This is a genomic window from Sorangiineae bacterium MSr11954 (assembly GCA_037157815.1).
GTDB classification, from domain to species: domain Bacteria; phylum Myxococcota_A; class Polyangia; order Polyangiales; family Polyangiaceae; genus Pendulispora; species Pendulispora albinea.
Genome location: CP089984.1, coordinates 1,276,448 through 1,292,133, shown reverse-complemented (window position 1 = coordinate 1,292,133; position 15,686 = coordinate 1,276,448). Strand labels below are relative to the sequence as shown.

The 15,686-nt window shown below is 67.2% G+C and carries 14 protein-coding genes; 10 read left to right on the top strand and 4 right to left on the bottom strand.

Going from position 1 to position 15,686, the window contains the following annotated elements:
- Nucleotides 1-178: 178 nt before the first annotated feature.
- The 6 genes from LZC94_05290 (at nt 179) to atpG (ending at nt 5,610) form a co-directional block, all read left to right on the top strand.
- The gene (locus LZC94_05290) at nt 179-847 is read left to right on the top strand and encodes a peroxiredoxin (protein WXB16692.1); all 669 of its coding nucleotides are present in this window, start codon (nt 179-181) and stop codon (nt 845-847) included.
- A gap of 185 nt (nt 848-1,032) precedes the next feature.
- Nucleotides 1,033-1,527 (top strand): H(+)-transporting ATPase, encoded by a 495-nt coding sequence (locus tag LZC94_05285; GenBank protein WXB16691.1) that lies wholly within the window; start codon nt 1,033-1,035, stop codon nt 1,525-1,527.
- Between the two features lie 5 nt (nt 1,528-1,532).
- The gene (locus tag LZC94_05280; GenBank protein ID WXB16690.1) at nt 1,533-2,381 is read left to right on the top strand and encodes an ATP synthase F0 subunit B; all 849 of its coding nucleotides are present in this window, start codon (nt 1,533-1,535) and stop codon (nt 2,379-2,381) included.
- A complete protein-coding gene (atpH, locus tag LZC94_05275; GenBank protein WXB16689.1) occupies nt 2,382-2,975 on the top strand; it encodes an ATP synthase F1 subunit delta in 594 nt (197 codons plus the stop codon).
- A gap of 32 nt (nt 2,976-3,007) precedes the next feature.
- The gene (atpA, locus tag LZC94_05270; protein WXB16688.1) at nt 3,008-4,666 is read left to right on the top strand and encodes a F0F1 ATP synthase subunit alpha; all 1,659 of its coding nucleotides are present in this window, start codon (nt 3,008-3,010) and stop codon (nt 4,664-4,666) included.
- A complete protein-coding gene (gene atpG, locus LZC94_05265; protein WXB16687.1) occupies nt 4,666-5,610 on the top strand; it encodes an ATP synthase F1 subunit gamma in 945 nt (314 codons plus the stop codon). Before atpA ends, atpG begins: the two co-directional genes overlap by 1 nt.
- An 81-nt stretch (nt 5,611-5,691) precedes the next feature.
- Here atpG and LZC94_05260 read toward each other — a convergent pair whose 3' ends face one another.
- The 3 genes from LZC94_05260 to LZC94_05250 form a co-directional block, all read right to left on the bottom strand.
- Complete coding sequence (locus LZC94_05260; protein ID WXB16686.1) at nt 5,692-6,453, bottom strand: HAMP domain-containing histidine kinase; 762 nt, start codon at nt 6,451-6,453, stop codon at nt 5,692-5,694.
- A gap of 117 nt (nt 6,454-6,570) precedes the next feature.
- Nucleotides 6,571-8,412: an NADH-quinone oxidoreductase subunit H gene (locus LZC94_05255; GenBank protein WXB16685.1), complete on the bottom strand. Its 1,842-nt coding sequence runs from the start codon at nt 8,410-8,412 to the stop codon at nt 6,571-6,573.
- Between the two features lie 41 nt (nt 8,413-8,453).
- Complete coding sequence (locus LZC94_05250; GenBank protein WXB16684.1) at nt 8,454-9,386, bottom strand: LysR substrate-binding domain-containing protein; 933 nt, start codon at nt 9,384-9,386, stop codon at nt 8,454-8,456.
- 82 nt (nt 9,387-9,468) lie between these two features.
- On the opposite strand from LZC94_05250, the gene LZC94_05245 reads away from it, so the two are divergent.
- From LZC94_05245 to LZC94_05235, 3 genes are all read left to right on the top strand, one after another.
- Nucleotides 9,469-10,095, top strand: a complete 627-nt coding sequence (locus LZC94_05245; protein WXB16683.1) for a hypothetical protein — start codon at nt 9,469-9,471, stop codon at nt 10,093-10,095.
- 91 nt (nt 10,096-10,186) lie between these two features.
- Nucleotides 10,187-10,993, top strand: coding sequence for an undecaprenyl-diphosphate phosphatase (locus tag LZC94_05240; GenBank protein ID WXB16682.1), 807 nt, complete (start codon nt 10,187-10,189; stop codon nt 10,991-10,993).
- Nucleotides 10,994-11,053: 60 nt separating this feature from the next.
- Nucleotides 11,054-12,193, top strand: coding sequence for an NTP transferase domain-containing protein (locus tag LZC94_05235; protein WXB16681.1), 1,140 nt, complete (start codon nt 11,054-11,056; stop codon nt 12,191-12,193).
- 230 nt (nt 12,194-12,423) lie between these two features.
- Here LZC94_05235 and uvrB read toward each other — a convergent pair whose 3' ends face one another.
- Complete coding sequence (gene uvrB, locus LZC94_05230) at nt 12,424-14,586, bottom strand: excinuclease ABC subunit UvrB (GenBank protein ID WXB16680.1); 2,163 nt, start codon at nt 14,584-14,586, stop codon at nt 12,424-12,426.
- A 233-nt stretch (nt 14,587-14,819) separates the two neighbouring features.
- Between uvrB and LZC94_05225 the strand changes: the two genes are divergently transcribed.
- Complete coding sequence (locus tag LZC94_05225) at nt 14,820-15,641, top strand: NAD(P)-dependent oxidoreductase (GenBank protein ID WXB16679.1); 822 nt, start codon at nt 14,820-14,822, stop codon at nt 15,639-15,641.
- Nucleotides 15,642-15,686: the final 45 nt, after the last annotated feature.

The window sequence follows — 15,686 nt, the reverse complement described above, 5'->3', positions numbered from 1 at the left end:
AACGCGTCGAATCGTGCGTCGGCGCGTAGAATCGCGGAATCGCGCGGAACCGGGGACCTTTGCGCGCGTACTGGGCAGTACCGGCGCCGGACCTGTGGTCCGGCCCGAGGTCGGCGCTTTTGCGCACCCGACCTTCACCTCGGTGCTACATCTTGCCCACATTTTAAGGAGGCTCCTCATGGCGTGCACATCTGCTCGCGGTCTCGCATCCCTCGCAGCCGTTCTCTCCGTCGCGCTCTTCGGCTGCAGCCGAGACGCCACCCCGCCCGCCGGCGCCGGCGCCAACACGACCACGGCCGCCACCGAGCCGGCGGCTGCCAGCCCCGCCGCCGCGACCCCTGCCGCCAACTCACCCGCCGCCAAGCCCGCCGAGGCCGCACCGGCCCCCGTGGCCGCTGCTGCCGGCAGCGCCGCCGAGCTCGAGGTGGGCAAGCCCGCGCCCGACTTCTCGGCCAAGGCCCACGACGGCACCAACCTTCACCTGGCGGCCCTCAAGGGCAAATCCGTGGTCGTGTACTTCTACCCGAAGGACGAGACCCCCGGCTGCACCAAGGAAGCGTGCTCCTTCCGCGATGCCTGGGTTCAGCTCGGCAAGAAAAATGTGGTTCTCATTGGCATTTCGGCCGACGACGAGGCCTCGCACAAGAAGTTCGCCGAGCACCACAAGCTCCCCTTCCTTCTGGTTAGCGACCCCGACGGCAGCATCGCCAAGTCCTTTGGTGTCCCGTTCAAGGGCTTCACCGCCCGCCAAACGTTCGTCATCGGCGCGGATGGGAACGTGAAAAAAATCTACCGCACCGTGGACGTGACCAAGCACGCCCAGGAGATCCAACAAGACCTCGGGTAGAAGGCCGGGGGCCACGCAGCCCAGGCAGGAAGACGTAGACAGACGCCTGCCGTAGTGGTAGTGGCTCCCTGCTTTTTCAAGCGAAATTCCCCGCCGAATCGCTCCGGTTTTTCCTGGGTTTTGTGGCCCTCTTCGGAAACCCAAGGCGTTTCGGTCGGACTCTGGAAGGACCTAGGGACGGATCTATGTCACTCGTGATGATGGGCGCGGTCGACTCGAGCCTCATGCGCGCGGCGCAGGGCGCGGTCGACGTGGATTTCGACCTCACTATGTTGGGGCAAGTCGTCCTGTTTTTGATCCTCATGGCGGTGCTGAAGCCGCTCCTGTTCGACCCGATGCTCAAGCTCTTCGAAGCGCGTGAGGTCCGGATCGAGGGGGCGATTCAAGAAGGCCACCGGGAGGACCAGAAGTCTGCCGAGGCGCAGGCCAAGTACGAGAGCGAAATGCAGGCGGCCCGCGCGGCCGGAAACCTGGATCGCGAGAAGCTCCGCGCCGAGGCGATCAAGTCGGAGAACGAAATTTTGGCCCGCGTTCGGGCCAGCACGGCCAAGACCCTCGAGGAAGGCCGCAAGCAAGCCGAGAACGAGGCGACGCAGGTCCGCGCCGCCCTCCGCGACCAGTCCAAGGTTCTGGCGCGTGACATTGCGACCCGCGTGCTCGGGCGGGAGGTCGAAGGATGAGCGCCATGCAGCACGAGCAACACGGTCAACAGCAAGGGCACGGTGCGGCTGAGTCCGGCCACGGCGCGCACACGGCCGGCGGCGACGAAGCCGAGCATGGCGAGGGCGGAGGCCACGGCCAGGGCGCCCATGAGGGTCATCACGGCCCGGGCGACATCAACTGGTTTACGTTCGGCAACCCCAAGCAGCCGCCGCTCATTGCGAACCTGATCAACTTCGCGATCCTGGTGTGGGTCTTCTGGCGGTTCGGCCGCGAGCCCATCGCCAAGGCGCTCTCGCGCCGCCGCGAGGACATCAAGCAGAAGATCGACGAAGCGCAGCGCATCAAGCGCGAGGCCAAAGAGCGCGCCAAGAAGTACCAGAAGAACCTCGAGAACCTCGAGGCCGAGAAGGACGAGGCACAAAAGGCCCTCGTCATCGCCGGAAACGCCGACAAGGAGCGCATCCTGCGCGAGGCCGAGGCGGCAGCCGGCCGCATGGAGCGCGACGCCAAGGCGCTGCTCGCCAGCGAGATCGCGCAGCTCAAGCAAGACTTGTCGCGCGAGACGGTGGAAATGGCGATGACGGCGGCCGAAGAGTTGGTCCGCGCCCGCATCACCGCCTCGGATCACGAGCGCCTGGCCGAGGAGTTCCTGCAGGATCTCGCCGCGCGCAACGCCAAGGACAAGCCGACGTCGCCCGCGTCTGGAACGCGCGGCCCCAGCGGTGCAGGCGGGGGCTCGGCCCGTCCGCCGGTCCTTCCGCGCCCGGCCAGCGTACCGCCCCGCGCCGTTACCTCTCCCAACCCGAACGGCGCCAACGCGCCCGTTCCTTTTCCCCCCAACACCAGCCTGCCCACGGGAGGCTCGGAGTAGATGGTCAATACCAACGTTGCACGCCGCTATGCGACGGCCATCCTCGAGATTGGCCGTGAGACGGGGAACCTCGGCGCCTTGGTCGAGGAGATCGTCTTCTTCGCGCAGAACTACCAAGCGAGCGCGGAGCTCCGCAATGCGCTGGAGAACCCGCTGGTCTCGTACGATGCCAAGCGGGCCATCCTGCTCGACATCGCCACCCAGCTCGGTCTCGGGCAGACGGCGAAGAACACGCTGCTGCTCTTGAACGACCGCCGCCGCATGCGGGTCATCCCCGACATCGCGCAGCAGCTCAAAGAGAAGACGGATCTCGAGCGCGGCCTCGTTCGCGCCGTGGTGACCACCGCCGTGCGCCTCAGCGAGGCGTACTACGGCAAGCTGCAAGCCGAGCTCGAGAAGATGACCGGCAAGCGCGTCGTGCTCGAGCGGCGCGAGGATCCCTCGATCATCGCCGGCGTGATCGCGCGCATCGGCGACACCGTGATCGACGGCTCGGTCCGCACGCAACTCCAAGAAATGAAACTTGCGCTCATCGCCTCAGACTCCCGCGACTCGCGAGGCGAAGGCGCACAAGCTCCCGCCGCAGCAGTCTAGTTGACCGCCCGCACCCCAAAGAGACGAATACCATGCAGCTTCGCGCCGAAGAGATTTCGCAGATCATCAAAAAGCAAATCCAGAACTACGAGCGCGCCGCGCACACGATGGAGACCGGCACGGTTCTCAGCGTGGGTGACGGTATCGCGCGCATCTACGGCCTCGAGGGCTCGATGGCCGGTGAGCTGCTCGAGTTCCCCGGGAACTTGATGGGCCTGGTGCTCAATCTCGAATCGGACAACGTGGGCTCCGCCATCTTCGGCGACACGAGCACCATCAAGGAAGGCTCGATCGTCAAGCGCACCGGCCGCATCATGGAGGTGCCGGTGGGCGAGGCGCTGGTCGGCCGCGTCGTCAACTCGCTCGGCCAGCCGCTCGACGGCAAGGGCCCCATCGAGTCGCCGCACCGCCGCCGCGTCGAGGTGAAGGCGCCCGGCATCTTGGCGCGCCAGCCGGTCAAGGAGCCGCTGCAGACGGGCATCAAGGCCATCGACGCCATGGTCCCCATCGGCCGCGGCCAGCGCGAGCTCATCATCGGTGACCGCCAGACGGGCAAGACCGCCGTCGCCATCGACACGATCATCAACCAGAAGGGCCTGGGCGTTTACTGCTTCTATGTCGCCGTCGGGCAGAAGCAGTCCACGGTGGCCGCCGTCGTCGACAAGCTGACCCAGTTCGGCGCCATGGAGTACACCACGGTGGTCGTGGCCGGCGCGAGCGAGTCGGCGCCGCTGCAGTTCATCGCGCCGTACACCGGCGTGACGATGGCCGAGTACTTCCGCGACACCGGCCGCCACGCGCTCTGCATCTACGACGACCTGTCGAAGCAAGCCGTGGCCTACCGCCAGCTGTCGCTGCTCCTCCGCCGTCCGCCGGGACGCGAGGCTTACCCGGGCGACGTCTTCTACATCCACTCCCGCCTGCTTGAGCGCGCGGCCAAGATGGCCGAGGAGTTCGCGGTGGTGCCGAGCGGCACCACGGACTGGAAGGCGGTCCCGCCGGGAACGCACATCCACCGCGGCGGCGAGGGCAAGGGCGAGGCGGAGAAGGAAGCCAAGGAGAAGGGCGCGGGCCACACGGTCCTCAAGAACCCGCACTCCGGCGGCTCGCTCACGGCGCTCCCGATCATCGAGACGCAGGGCGGTGACGTGTCGGCCTACATTCCGACGAACGTCATCTCCATCACCGACGGCCAGATCTTCCTCGAGACGGACCTCTTCTACTCCGGCGTCCGCCCGGCCATCAACGTCGGTATCTCCGTGAGCCGCGTCGGTGGCAACGCGCAGATCAAGGCGATGAAGAGCGTCGCCGGTACCTTGAAGCTCGACCTCGCGCAGTACCGCGAGAAGGCGGCCTTCAGCCAGTTCGCGAGCGATCTGGACAAGGTCACCCGCGACATGCTCGAGCGCGGCGTGCGTCTGACCGAGGTGCTCAAGCAAGGTCAGTATGTGCCGCTGCCGGTCGAGAAGCAGATCGTGCTGATCTACGCGGCCACCAAGGGCTATGTGGACGGTCTGCCGAAGGACCGCCTGGGGTCGTACGAGTCGGAGCTCTACTCCTTCATCGAGGCGAACCACGCGGACATCTTCGAGCGAATCCGTACGAAGAAGGCCCTCGACAAGGAGATCGAGGAAGACCTCAAGAAGGCGCTCGACAAGTTCGGGAAGGCTTTCGGTAAAGGCAGCAAGTAATGCCCAGCCTAAAGGCCATTCGAAAGCGCATCACCTCCGTCAAGGCGACGCAAAAGATCACGCGCGCCATGAAGATGGTGGCCGGTGCGCGCCTGAATCGCGCCCAGCAGCGCATTTTGGCGCTGCGGCCCTACGCGCTCAAGACACAGGACGTGCTCCAGAGCGTCGCGCAATCGATGCGTGAGAAGGCCGAGGACGACGCGGCCAGGGTCGATCCGCACAATCCGGACGAGCTCTTTCACCCGCTCCTGGCCATCCGGCAGGAGAACAAGGTCCTCTACATCGTCATGACCGGCGATCGCGGCCTGTGCGGTGGCTTCAACGCCAACGTTAACAAGGCGAGCGAGCGTGAGTGGAAAGAGCGCAAGGCCGGCGAGCGCACCGCCGAGGTGGAGTTCGCGACCATCGGCCGCAAAGGGCGCGAGTACATCAACCGCCGCGGCGGCACCATCGTTCAAGACTTTCCGCACCTCTACGATGGTCTCAACATCGAGAAGGCGCGGCAGGTCTCGCACTTCGTCGTCTCCCGCTTCGAGAGCGGCGAGTGCGACGCGGTGTACCTCGTGTACAACGAGTTCAAGAGCGCCATCTCGCAAAAGGTGACGGTGGAGCAGCTGCTGCCGATCCCAGGCAACGGCAAGAGCGACAACGGCAAGGGCGACAGCGGCAAAGACGCGCTCAAGTCGGAGTTCCTCTACGAGCCCAACCCGCGCGCGCTGCTCGAGCGGCTGGTGCCGATGTACATCGACATCTCGATCTACCGCGCGCTCTTGGAGAGCCAGGCCGGCTTCTTCGGCGCGCAGATGACCGCGATGGACGCCGCCACCCGCAACGCCAAGGACGTGATCGCGCGCTTGTCGCTGCAGTACAACCGCGCGCGCCAGGCGGCCATCACCAAGGAGCTGATGGAGATCATCGGCGGCGCCGAGGCGCTGAAAGAGTAGCGACCCCGGTCGCGCTCGACCCCAACGCCCAAACGCCCACCTAGGCAATCCACGCCGGCGCGAGCCGGCGTTTTCATTTTGTCAGCGCGAAGGCCGCACTGGCATCGGGTAGCGGATCACGAAGGCGACGGGAAAGCCCGGCTCTTCCGAGAGCGCGATGGTGGCGCCCAGGGCTTCGAGCGCGAGCTTGCAGAAGTAAAGACCGAGCCCCCGATTGAGCCCGAGGCCGTCCGCCTCCGTGGTGCCCACGGCACGGACGAAGAGCGCGGCGCGGGTGGCGTGGGGGACGGGCGGGCCGTCGTTTTTGATGCCGAGCTCGATGACGTCGCGGGTGGCGCTGACGTGGGCGGAGAGCACGATGGTTCCGTGCGGCTTCGCGTTGCGCAGGGCGTTGTCGATCAGGTTGTGCAGCACGCGCGCGAGCAGATCGGCGTCGGCGTCGATGGCGGGGAGATCGTCCCGGACCTCGATGCGCATGTCGACCTTGCTTTGCGCGAGCTCCACCTCGTGCGAGGCCACCACCCGGCGGAACAGCTCGGGGAGCACGACGGAGCCGCATCGGAGGGCGAGTCTCCCCTCCTCCCACCGCGAGACGTCGATCAGGTTCGCGATCACCCGGAAGATGCGATCGCTGGCGTGGCGGCACTCGGAGAGCGCGCCACGAACGCTGTCGAACGAGGAATCCGGCGGGAGCTGCTCCAGCACGAAATCGAGGTTGAGCGCAACGGCCGACAGCGGTCCCTTGAAGTCATGGACCAACACCGGCGCGATGTCTCCGAAGGTGCGTGACGTCGAACCAGGACCGGTCACGGTGCGCGTGGCGGAAAGAGATTTGGCAGCCATCGTCCTCCCGAGCTCGTAGGCGAGGCCCCGTGCTGCATGCGCGGGTCCCTCTACAAAGAATGACGGCTCGATCTGATCAAAAGTTTAGCCCCCACCGTGCGATTGATTGCGCAAGTCTCAAAGAAACGGATTGAGGTGAGGCTCAGGCGCACCTTTTAGCTCGCCATGCCGCACCACGCGCACCGTGCGCAGCGCCACGCGCAAGAGGAGGAGCGCCATCAGCACCACGTCGATGGCGGCCACCAACGCCTGAATCTCCGGATGGATCCGGAGATAGCCCCACACCAAGCTCGCCCCCAGCGCCAGAGCCGTCATCGGAAGCACCCACCGCCAATACACGCGCACCAGGAGCTGCGCATCGACCCCCACCAGCGCACGCCGTCCACGCTCGAAGAGGTGAACCAAGCCATGCACCTTGGCCAGAAAGAGCACGCTCCCGGCCGCGGCCCAAATCGCCTCCGCGTGCTGCACGCCCGGCGCGAGCACGGGGAGCGTCCAGCCGCCCAAGAAGAGCGTGACGCACAGGCCCGCGAGCGCGAGCAGATGAAAGTGCTCGGCGGCCGCGAGGCTACGCAAGCCGCTCGCAACGCTCCCCGCCCCTGCGCTGCCCGCGCTCCCCGCCCCCGCGAGCCGCTCTTTGCACGCGGCCGCGAAGAACGCGAGGAACAACAGAAAATGCGGCGGCGAACGAAAGGCCAGCCACTCCCACGGCCAGCCGCCCTGCACCGCGACGATGTCGCGCAGACGAAGGGAGCCGGCCGCGCTCACGGCGCCCACCAGCGCGAGCATGACCGGGAGCTCGAACGTCACCACCGAGAGCACCCCACGAAGGCGCCCGGGCGCGCGCGGCGGACCGTGCCCGACCCGCGTCGCGGGGAGCGAGCCGCTCGCCAAGGCCAGCGCCGCCATCGAGATCGCGAGAACGACGGCCACCGCGGGCGCGTCCAGCTCCGCGACGAGCGAGCGCTGAACCAACGAGAGCAGCGCGAGGAAGAGCGAGGTCACGATGGCGATCATCGCGCGATCCTTGGACCGCGCGGCGCTGCGCACCTGGGCCGCGCCCGACGCGCGCCGCGCCATGGCAAAGCGCTTCTCGAGCCAGAGGACCGGCCCCAGCGACGGCGTAAAGAACAGGAGCACCACGAAGGCCGCCACGATGGCGATGAACGCCGCGCCGAAGATGTCCGTGGGCACGGTGCGGTCGATGCCCAGGGTTCGGATGGTGCGCCTTTCCTCGCGTGCGGTGGCCCCGCGGCGAAGGGTCACCTCGATGTCGCGCACGCTCCCCGGCACCAGCACGTCGGCCAGCTTGCCGATGCGAACGCCCGCAAAGGCCACCAGTACATCCTCGGCCAGGATGCCCGCCTCCTCGGCCCGCGAGCCCGCGTCGACCGACTTCACCAGAATGCCGCGCTCGGGCAGCGGCTCGCCCGGGTGAATGCCGAGCGCGGCCAAGGTGCGCTCCCCTTCTTCCGCGCGCTCCGCCAGCACCTGCGGCGAGTCCTCCGGCGGGCGAAGGTCGAGCGTGACCTGGTGAAGCACCGTGGTCACCGGCGGCGCACCCGGGGCGGCGGCCGCAAACGAGACCTCCACATCGCCCTCGAAGGTCGTATGGCGCCGGCGCTCCCCGATGCCGCAAAACTCCGCGTCGAGCGCCTCCGTGTAGAGGATCTCGATGACATCGCGCCCGACCACCAGCCCCTCGGCGTCCACCACCGCGCCGTGCGCGGGGCGCTCGCCCGGTCGATAGAGCGCGCCCCGAAAGGTGACGCGCGCCGGCTTTCCCTGCGGAAAACCCGAGCCATTGATCTCGAGTCGATCGCCCACCTCCGCCTCGCGCGGGGTGAGCTCGGTCACCGAAATGAGCTGCGGCGCCTGCTCGGAATCGCAGCCGAGAAGCGCGAGCGCAAAGACGCACAACAGCGAAAAAAGCAGCGCAAGGATGGATCGGTTGGGCATGCGTGGGTCGAGGTGTTCTTATGTCGTATAATTGACCCTGCTCAATCGGTCGAAATTCCTGCGAACGACACGACGGCTGGAAACTCCGCCATCAGAAAATCCGCGAAGGCGCGCACGGACGGCAGCTGCCCCCGGCGCGAGGGCGAGAGCAAGGTCAAGGTGGCTTGGCCGGCCGTCCACTCGTGGAGCACGCGCTGCACGGCGCCGCCCGCGAGCTCGAGCCGGCAGGTGTACGCCGGCAGCGCCGCGATGCCCGAGCCGGCGAGGACCAAGTCCTTCACCACCCCCATACTGTCGCTCTGCAGCCGCGGCGCGAGCGGCAAGGTCACGGTGGGGTGGTGCGCGTGCTGCAGCCGCCAGAGCGGATCGCGTCCTTGCACGATGACCGCGTGCGTCCGAAGGTCGGCGGGTGCGGCCGGGGTGCCGGCCCGCTCCACATAAGCAGGCGCGGCGAAGAGCGCCCACGTGACGTGCGCCAGCGGCCGCTGGACCAAGCTGGAGTCGGGCAGCGGCAGCGCGTGCGCACGCACCGCCAGATCGAAGCCCTCCTCCACCAAGTCGACCCGGCGGTTCGTGGTGTGCAGGACCACGTCGATCTTCGGAAACCGCTCCATGAAGCGCGGCAGGAGCCGCGAGAGCGCAAACTGCGCGACGCCCTGGGCGCACGACAACCGGACCACGCCCGCGGGCTCGGCCAGCCGCTGCTTCACGGCGTGCTCCACGGCGCGGGCCTCCTCCAGCATGGCTTGCGCGTGGCGGTACACATCCAGGCCGACCTCCGTCACCACGAACTTTCGCGACGTCCGCTGGATCAAGCGCGCGCCCAAGGTGGCTTCCAGCTCACCGATGCGCCGGCTCAGGGTCGATTTGGGCAAGCCCAAGGCACGCGCGGCCGCGGTGTAGCTCCGTCGATCGACGATCTGCACGAAGTAGTGCAGCGCGTTGAGGTCCAAGGCCGAAGGGGCGAGGGTCATCGCCCCATCGTTTCACCGATGGAACGATGCGTTCAAGTCCGCGCGATTTCCCGGGCGCCGGGGGGCGCTTAGGTTCTCGTGCGTGATGAACACCCTCTTTCATGAAAAGGCCTTCGCCGAGGCCTGGGCCGACCCCCGCAACACCCGCTACGAGCTCCCCGCGCTCGACGTGAACCGCGTGCTCTCCGAGCGCTACCGCCTTGGAAAGCCGCTGCTCTTCACGCGCACCATGCTGTGGACGATGGAGACGCGCAAGGCACGGCGGCCGGACCTGTACATCCCCTATGTCGTCGCCGAAGGGAGCGCCGATGCGTGGGACGATCACCAAGCCCCCGACGGCGCCGACATCTTCGTGCGCAAGTCGCAACAGCGCCTCTGGACCATGCCCGAGAAGTACACATTGGTGATCGAGCAGACGCGGCTCAATCACGTGGAGCAGAAGGTCACCTTCATCGGCGCCGCCGAGTACCCCGATCGAGACGGGCAGACCTTGCGGGTGACCGCCGAGCAGCCCATCTTCCACGTGGTGCACGGCGTGATCGGCGAGGAAGATCGCCCGCTCAACACCTGGTTCATCGTCCACCTCACCGATGCCCCCGACGACGCGTTGCTCGCGCCGTTCCGGAAGCAGGCCGCCGATCCGTATCTGCCGGGCTACATCGAGATCTTCATCCGCAACGATCTCGGGATCGAGCTCGTCCGCCGCTGAAGCCGCGCGCCTCTGCGCGGAACGTCGGGCACGTCGAGGCGCGCGCCTCCGGGAGGCAAGTCCCCGTCATCTGTGATAGGGACGGTCGCCGATGCATCTTCCCGTCGCCCTGGCCATCCTCCTCGGCGTCGTTCAGGGGATCACGGAGTTTCTCCCGATCTCGAGCGATGGCCACCTTGCGCTGGCGCAGCTCCTCTTCGGGGGCGAAGCCGACTTGGCCACGACCGTCGTTCTGCACCTCGGAACGTTCGCCGCCACCTTGCTGGTGCTGCGCAAGCGGGTCGCGGCGGCGGTTCGCGAAGGGGTGCGCGGTCTCCTTCAACCCTCGTTGATGCGCGAAACACCCGGCGGCCGCGATGCGTTCGTGGTCATCCTCGCCAGCATCCCCACCGCGCTGGTGGCGCTCACCTTGAAGAAGCCGGTCGAAGAGTGGTCGAGCTCCCCGACCATCGTGGGGGTGTGCCTGCTCCTCTCGGCGGTGGCGGTCGGCTCCACGCACGTCGCGCCCCGCGGTCAGGAGCTGGTGCCGAGCCCCCTCGGGGCGGTGCTCGTGGGCTTCGCGCAAGGCGCGGCGGTCTTGCCGGGTCTGAGCCGGAGCGCCATGACCATCGCCAGCCTCTTGTGGCTGGGGGTGCGCGCCGATCGCGCGTTCGAGCTGTCGTTCCTCATGTCGCTCCCGGCCGTGTTCGGAGCGATCGTGCTCGAGGGCCGCCATGGTTTCGACAGCGCGGGCGGAGGGGGCGCGCTCCTCCTCGGCACCCTCGTGTCCTTTGGCGTGGGCATCCTCGCGCTCCTCGCGCTGCGGCGCGTGCTCGTCGGCGGTAAGCTCGCGTATTTCACCGTCTATCTGGTGCCGCTCGCCGTCGCGACCGTCGCCTGGGGCTACGCGCGCCCTTAGCCTCCAGCCCTGGTAGCCCCTGCTCTAGGCGCCGGGCGAGCCTGTGCTAAAAGCGCCGCTATGGCGTCGAATATCTATGCGGTGATCATGGCAGGCGGTGCGGGAACCCGATTCTGGCCCGCGTCGCGAAACCATCGGCCCAAGCAGCTGCTCCACCTGGCGGGCGGCGGCTCGAGCGCGTCGAATGCGTCGAGCGCGGCCAACGCGGCACACGCGAACGAGTCGCTGCTCGCGGCCACGGTGCGGCGGCTCGCGCCGCTCATCACCCCCGATCGCGTGTATATTGCAACTGGTGCGCATTTGATCGAGGCCACGGCGGCCGCGGTTCCGGACGTGCCGCGCGCACAAATCCTGGCGGAGCCCGTGCCGCGCAACACCGCGCCGTGCATCGGCTGGGCCGCGGCGACGATCGCCCGGCGCGATCCGGAGGCGCTCATCGCGGTGCTGCCGAGCGATCACTTCATCGTCGACGAGCCCGCGTTTCGCGCGACCTTGGCGTGCGCGCTCGACGGCGCCCGACGGGGGCACATCAGCACCATCGGCATCGTCCCCACGCGCCCGGAGACGGGCTACGGCTACATCGAGATCGGCGGCGATCTGGGGCCCGGGCTCTCCTCGGTGGTGCGCTTCGTCGAGAAGCCGAACCGCGCGCGCGCCGAAGAGTACGTGAATGGCAAAAAGCACCTCTGGAACGCGGGCATGTTCTTCTTCCGCGCCAGCGCCATGCGCAAGGCCATCGAGGCGCACCTGCCGGCGCTGGCCGAGGGCCTCGACCGGCTCGACCTCGCCGCCAAGGAGGGCCGCGAGGTGGCAGCGCTGGCCGAGGTGTTCCCCAACTTGCCCAGCATTTCCATCGACCATGGCGTCATGGAAAAAGCGTCGGATCTGGCGGTCACCCACGGCGATTTCGGCTGGAACGACGTCGGCAGCTGGGAGAGCGCCTGGGAGCTGGCCACCAAAGACGCCGAGGGCAATGCGCTCCCCGAGGGCGCCATCGCCGTCGACGCCCACCGCAACTTGGTGCGCGATCTCCGAACGGACGCCCGAGGCGAGAAGAAGGTCTACGCGCTGGTCGGCGTGAACGATCTCGTCCTGGTCGAGACCGACGACGCCTTCCTCGTCATCCCGCGCGAGCGCGCCCAAGACGTGCGCACCGTGGTCGAAACCCTGCGCTCCCGCGGAGACAAGGGCCGAATCTAGCGTCACCTTTTCGCCCGTACACGTACCCGTTCCCGTTCCCGCTCCCGAAAGCTCGGGGACGACGATCGGGAACGGGTACGCGCGAGAGGGGGGCCGATCACCGGTACACGTACACGTACCCGTTCCCGCTCCCGAAAGCTCGGGGACGACGATCGGGAACGGGTACGGGAACGGGTACGCGCGAGAGGGCGCCGATCATCGGTACACGGGTACGGGCGAGAGGCGACCGATCAGCGGTACTTGCGCGCGGGGCGCTTGGAGGCGCTGGGGGCGGCGGTGCTGCTCCTCCCCTTTTCGCCTGGCTTTCCGCCTTTGGCGGCGCCGCGCGCGGTTCGCTTGCCGCGCTTGTTGGCGTAGGGTTCATAGGAGACACCGCTGGCGGGCGGGGCGTCGGCGTTGGTGCCGGCCAAACCCTCGAGGCGTTTGAGCTCGTCGCGCAGGCGCGCGGCCGTCTCGAACTCCAGGTTCTCCGCGGCGGCGAACATGTCCAGCCGCAGCTGCGCGATCTTTTCGGCCAAATCGTCGGCCTCGGCCGCGCTCTCGGCTTTCCCGCCGCGCCCCAGCTTGGGCACGTTCAAGTAGTCGATGGTGCCGGCCGCGGGGTTCACGTTCATCACCGCGCGCACGACCGTCTGCGGCGTGATGCCGTGCTCCTCGTTGTACGCCTCTTGGATCGCCCGGCGGCGGCTCGTCTCCTCCAAGGCTTGCTTCATGGCCGGCGTGACGTGGTCGGCGTACATGATGACCCGGCCATTCACGTTGCGCGCCGCGCGCCCGATGGTCTGAATGAGCGAGCGCGGGCTGCGCAGAAAGCCCTCCTTGTCGGCGTCGAAGATGGCGACCAGGCTCACCTCCGGCAGGTCGAGCCCCTCGCGCAAAAGGTTGATGCCGACCAAAACATCGAACTCGCCCAGCCGCAGATCCCGGAGGATATCGATCCGCTCGAGCGTATCGATATCGGAGTGCAAATACCGAATACGCACCTTGAGCTCGCGGTAGTAGTCGGTCAAATCCTCGGCCATGCGCTTGGTCAAGGTCGTGCAGAGGACGCGCTCGTTCTTGGCCGCGCGCTCGCGGATCTCCGTGAGCAGATCGTCGACTTGGCCCGATACCGGCCGCACCTCGACCTGCGGATCGGTGAGGCCGGTGGGGCGGATGACCTGCTGCACCACCACGCCCTGCGTCTTCTGTATTTCGTATTCGCCGGGGGTGGCCGAGACGTAAATGGCCTGGCGCACGCGCTCTTCGAACTCCTCGAATTTGAGCGGCCGGTTGTCGAGGGCGCTCGGCAGACGAAAGCCGTACTCCGACAGAGTCTCTTTGCGCGCGCGGTCACCGCGGTACATGGCCGAGAGCTGGGGCACCGTTTGGTGCGACTCGTCCACGACGATGAGGAAGCTCTCGCGGAAGTAATCGAGCAACGTCGGCGGCGGATCGCCCGCGCTGCGGCCGGAGAGGTGCCGCGAATAGTTCTCGATGCCGGTGCAGAAGCCCATCTGCTCCATCATCTCGATGTCGTACTGCGTTCGCTGCTCGAGCCGCTGCTTCTCCAGAAAGCGCCCCTCCTTGTCGAAGAACTCCAGCCGGCCGCGGAGCTCGTCGCGGATGCTGGAGATGGCGCGGCGCATCTGCTCCTGCGGCGTCACGTAGTGCGAGCCCGGGTAGATGGCGTAGCGATCGAGCGAGCCCTTGATCTTGCCGCGCAGCGGGTCGACCTCGCGGATGGCCTCGATGGTGTCGCCGAAGAACTCCACGCGGATGGCCGTGTCCTGCTCGTATGCCGGAAAGACCTCCACGATGTCGCCGCGCACACGAAACGTGCTTCGGTGAAAGTCGACGTCGTTGCGCTCGTATTGAATGTCGACCAGCATGCGCAGCAAGGTGTCGCGCCGGAACTCCTCGCCCGTCTTCAAGTCGATGAGCAGCCCGTGGTACGTCTCGGCGCTGCCGATGCCGTAGATACAGCTCACCGACGCCACGATGATCACATCGCGCCGCGAGAGCAGCGCCCGCGTGGCCGAGTGGCGCATGCGGTCGATGGCGTCGTTCACGATGGCGTCCTTGTCGATGTAGGTGTCGCTCGACGGGACGTACGCCTCGGGTTGGTAATAATCGTAATAACTAACGAAGTATTCGACCGCGTTGTTCGGGAAGAGCTCCTTCATCTCGCCATAGAGCTGCGCGGCCAATGTCTTGTTTGGCGCCAGGATCAGCGCCGGTTTTTGACTTTGCGCGATGACGTTGGCGATGGTGAAGGTCTTGCCGGATCCCGTGATCCCCAGAAGCACCTGGTGCCGTTCACCTCGCCGTACGCCCTCCACCAGTTCTGCGATGGCGGCGGGTTGGTCGCCTTTTGGCTCGAAAGGTGTAGCAAGTTGGAATACTCCGGACATGGATCCCGCATCATTGAACGCCGCCTTGCTTCGCGCAAGTCACGATAAGCTCGCCCCAGATGAGTAGCCCGCCGACACCGCCATCCCGTCCACCCGGTGCCCCCCCTGCTGCCGGCGGCTCTCCGCCGCCTACGACGCCCCCGTCAAGGCCGCCTCCGCCGCCCCGAACCTCGGCGTTGCCCGCCATCGCCGCCCCCGTGGCATTCCTGGGCACGGGCGCCATGGGCACCCCCATGGCGGCAAACGTTGCGCGAAAAGGTTTCCCGCTGCAGGTCTGGAACCGCCACCACGAGCGGGCGCACACCCTGACCGCGTTGGGGGGAAAAGTCCGATCCACCCCCGCCGAATGTGTTGCGAACGCACGCATCATCGTCACCATGCTCCGCGACGAGGCCGCGCTGCTCAGCGTGCTGAGTCGCCCTGATGGCGTGCTTTCGGGGATGGAGAAGGACGCGGTGGTGGTCGACATGTCCACCATCGGGCGTGCAGGTGCGCTGAGGGCGGCGGCCATGGTGAAGGACGCGGGCGGGCGCTTCGTGGACGCCCCGGTCACCGGGTCGGTCGGCCTGGCCGAGCGCGGCGATCTCATCGCCTTCGCCGGCGGGCGCTTGAACGATGTGTCGCGCGCGCAGCCCGTGATCCTCACCATGTGCAAGCGGGTCGTGCACGCCGGCGACGTCGGGCACGGGCAAGCGCTCAAGATGCTCGTGGGCGGCGTGGGGCTGCACCAGCTGGTAGCGTACGCGAGCATGCTGGTGCTGGGGGAGCGCGCCGGCATCGCGCGGCGCACCATCATCGAAGCGCTCTCGCTCGGCGCCTTCGCGTCCCCCTTCTACGTGGCCAAGAAGGACAAGCTGCTGGCGAAGGACTACTCGCCCGAGTTCACCCTCGACTTCACCTTGAAGGACGCGCTCCTCAACGTGGACCTCCAGCAAGAGGTGGGGCTCCCCTTGCCCGTCCTGCGGGAAGCGCTGCGAGCCGTGGAGCAGGCCGTAGAAGAAGGGCTCGGCCCCGAAGACCTCTTCGCCCTCGAGAAGTACTACCGGGACTTGTGACCGACGCTTCGCCCTTCGGGCGAAACACGCTAGTGTCCGTGGCCT

Bases quoted from the DNA above. Each gene is read 5' to 3' on its own strand.
- LZC94_05290 (WXB16692.1), top strand. From the start codon at position 179: ATGGCGTGCACATCTGCTCGCGGTCTCGCATCCCTCGCAGCCGTTCTC.
- LZC94_05285 (WXB16691.1), top strand. From the start codon at position 1,033: ATGTCACTCGTGATGATGGGCGCGGTCGACTCGAGCCTCATGCGCGCG.
- LZC94_05280 (WXB16690.1), top strand. From the start codon at position 1,533: ATGCAGCACGAGCAACACGGTCAACAGCAAGGGCACGGTGCGGCTGAG.
- atpH (WXB16689.1), top strand. From the start codon at position 2,382: ATGGTCAATACCAACGTTGCACGCCGCTATGCGACGGCCATCCTCGAG.
- atpA (WXB16688.1), top strand. From the start codon at position 3,008: ATGCAGCTTCGCGCCGAAGAGATTTCGCAGATCATCAAAAAGCAAATC.
- atpG (WXB16687.1), top strand. From the start codon at position 4,666: ATGCCCAGCCTAAAGGCCATTCGAAAGCGCATCACCTCCGTCAAGGCG.
- LZC94_05260 (WXB16686.1), bottom strand. From the start codon at position 6,453: ATGGCTGCCAAATCTCTTTCCGCCACGCGCACCGTGACCGGTCCTGGT.
- LZC94_05255 (WXB16685.1), bottom strand. From the start codon at position 8,412: ATGCCCAACCGATCCATCCTTGCGCTGCTTTTTTCGCTGTTGTGCGTC.
- LZC94_05250 (WXB16684.1), bottom strand. From the start codon at position 9,386: ATGACCCTCGCCCCTTCGGCCTTGGACCTCAACGCGCTGCACTACTTC.
- LZC94_05240 (WXB16682.1), top strand. From the start codon at position 10,187: ATGCATCTTCCCGTCGCCCTGGCCATCCTCCTCGGCGTCGTTCAGGGG.
- LZC94_05235 (WXB16681.1), top strand. From the start codon at position 11,054: ATGGCGTCGAATATCTATGCGGTGATCATGGCAGGCGGTGCGGGAACC.
- uvrB (WXB16680.1), bottom strand. From the start codon at position 14,586: ATGTCCGGAGTATTCCAACTTGCTACACCTTTCGAGCCAAAAGGCGAC.
- LZC94_05225 (WXB16679.1), top strand. From the start codon at position 14,820: ATGGCGGCAAACGTTGCGCGAAAAGGTTTCCCGCTGCAGGTCTGGAAC.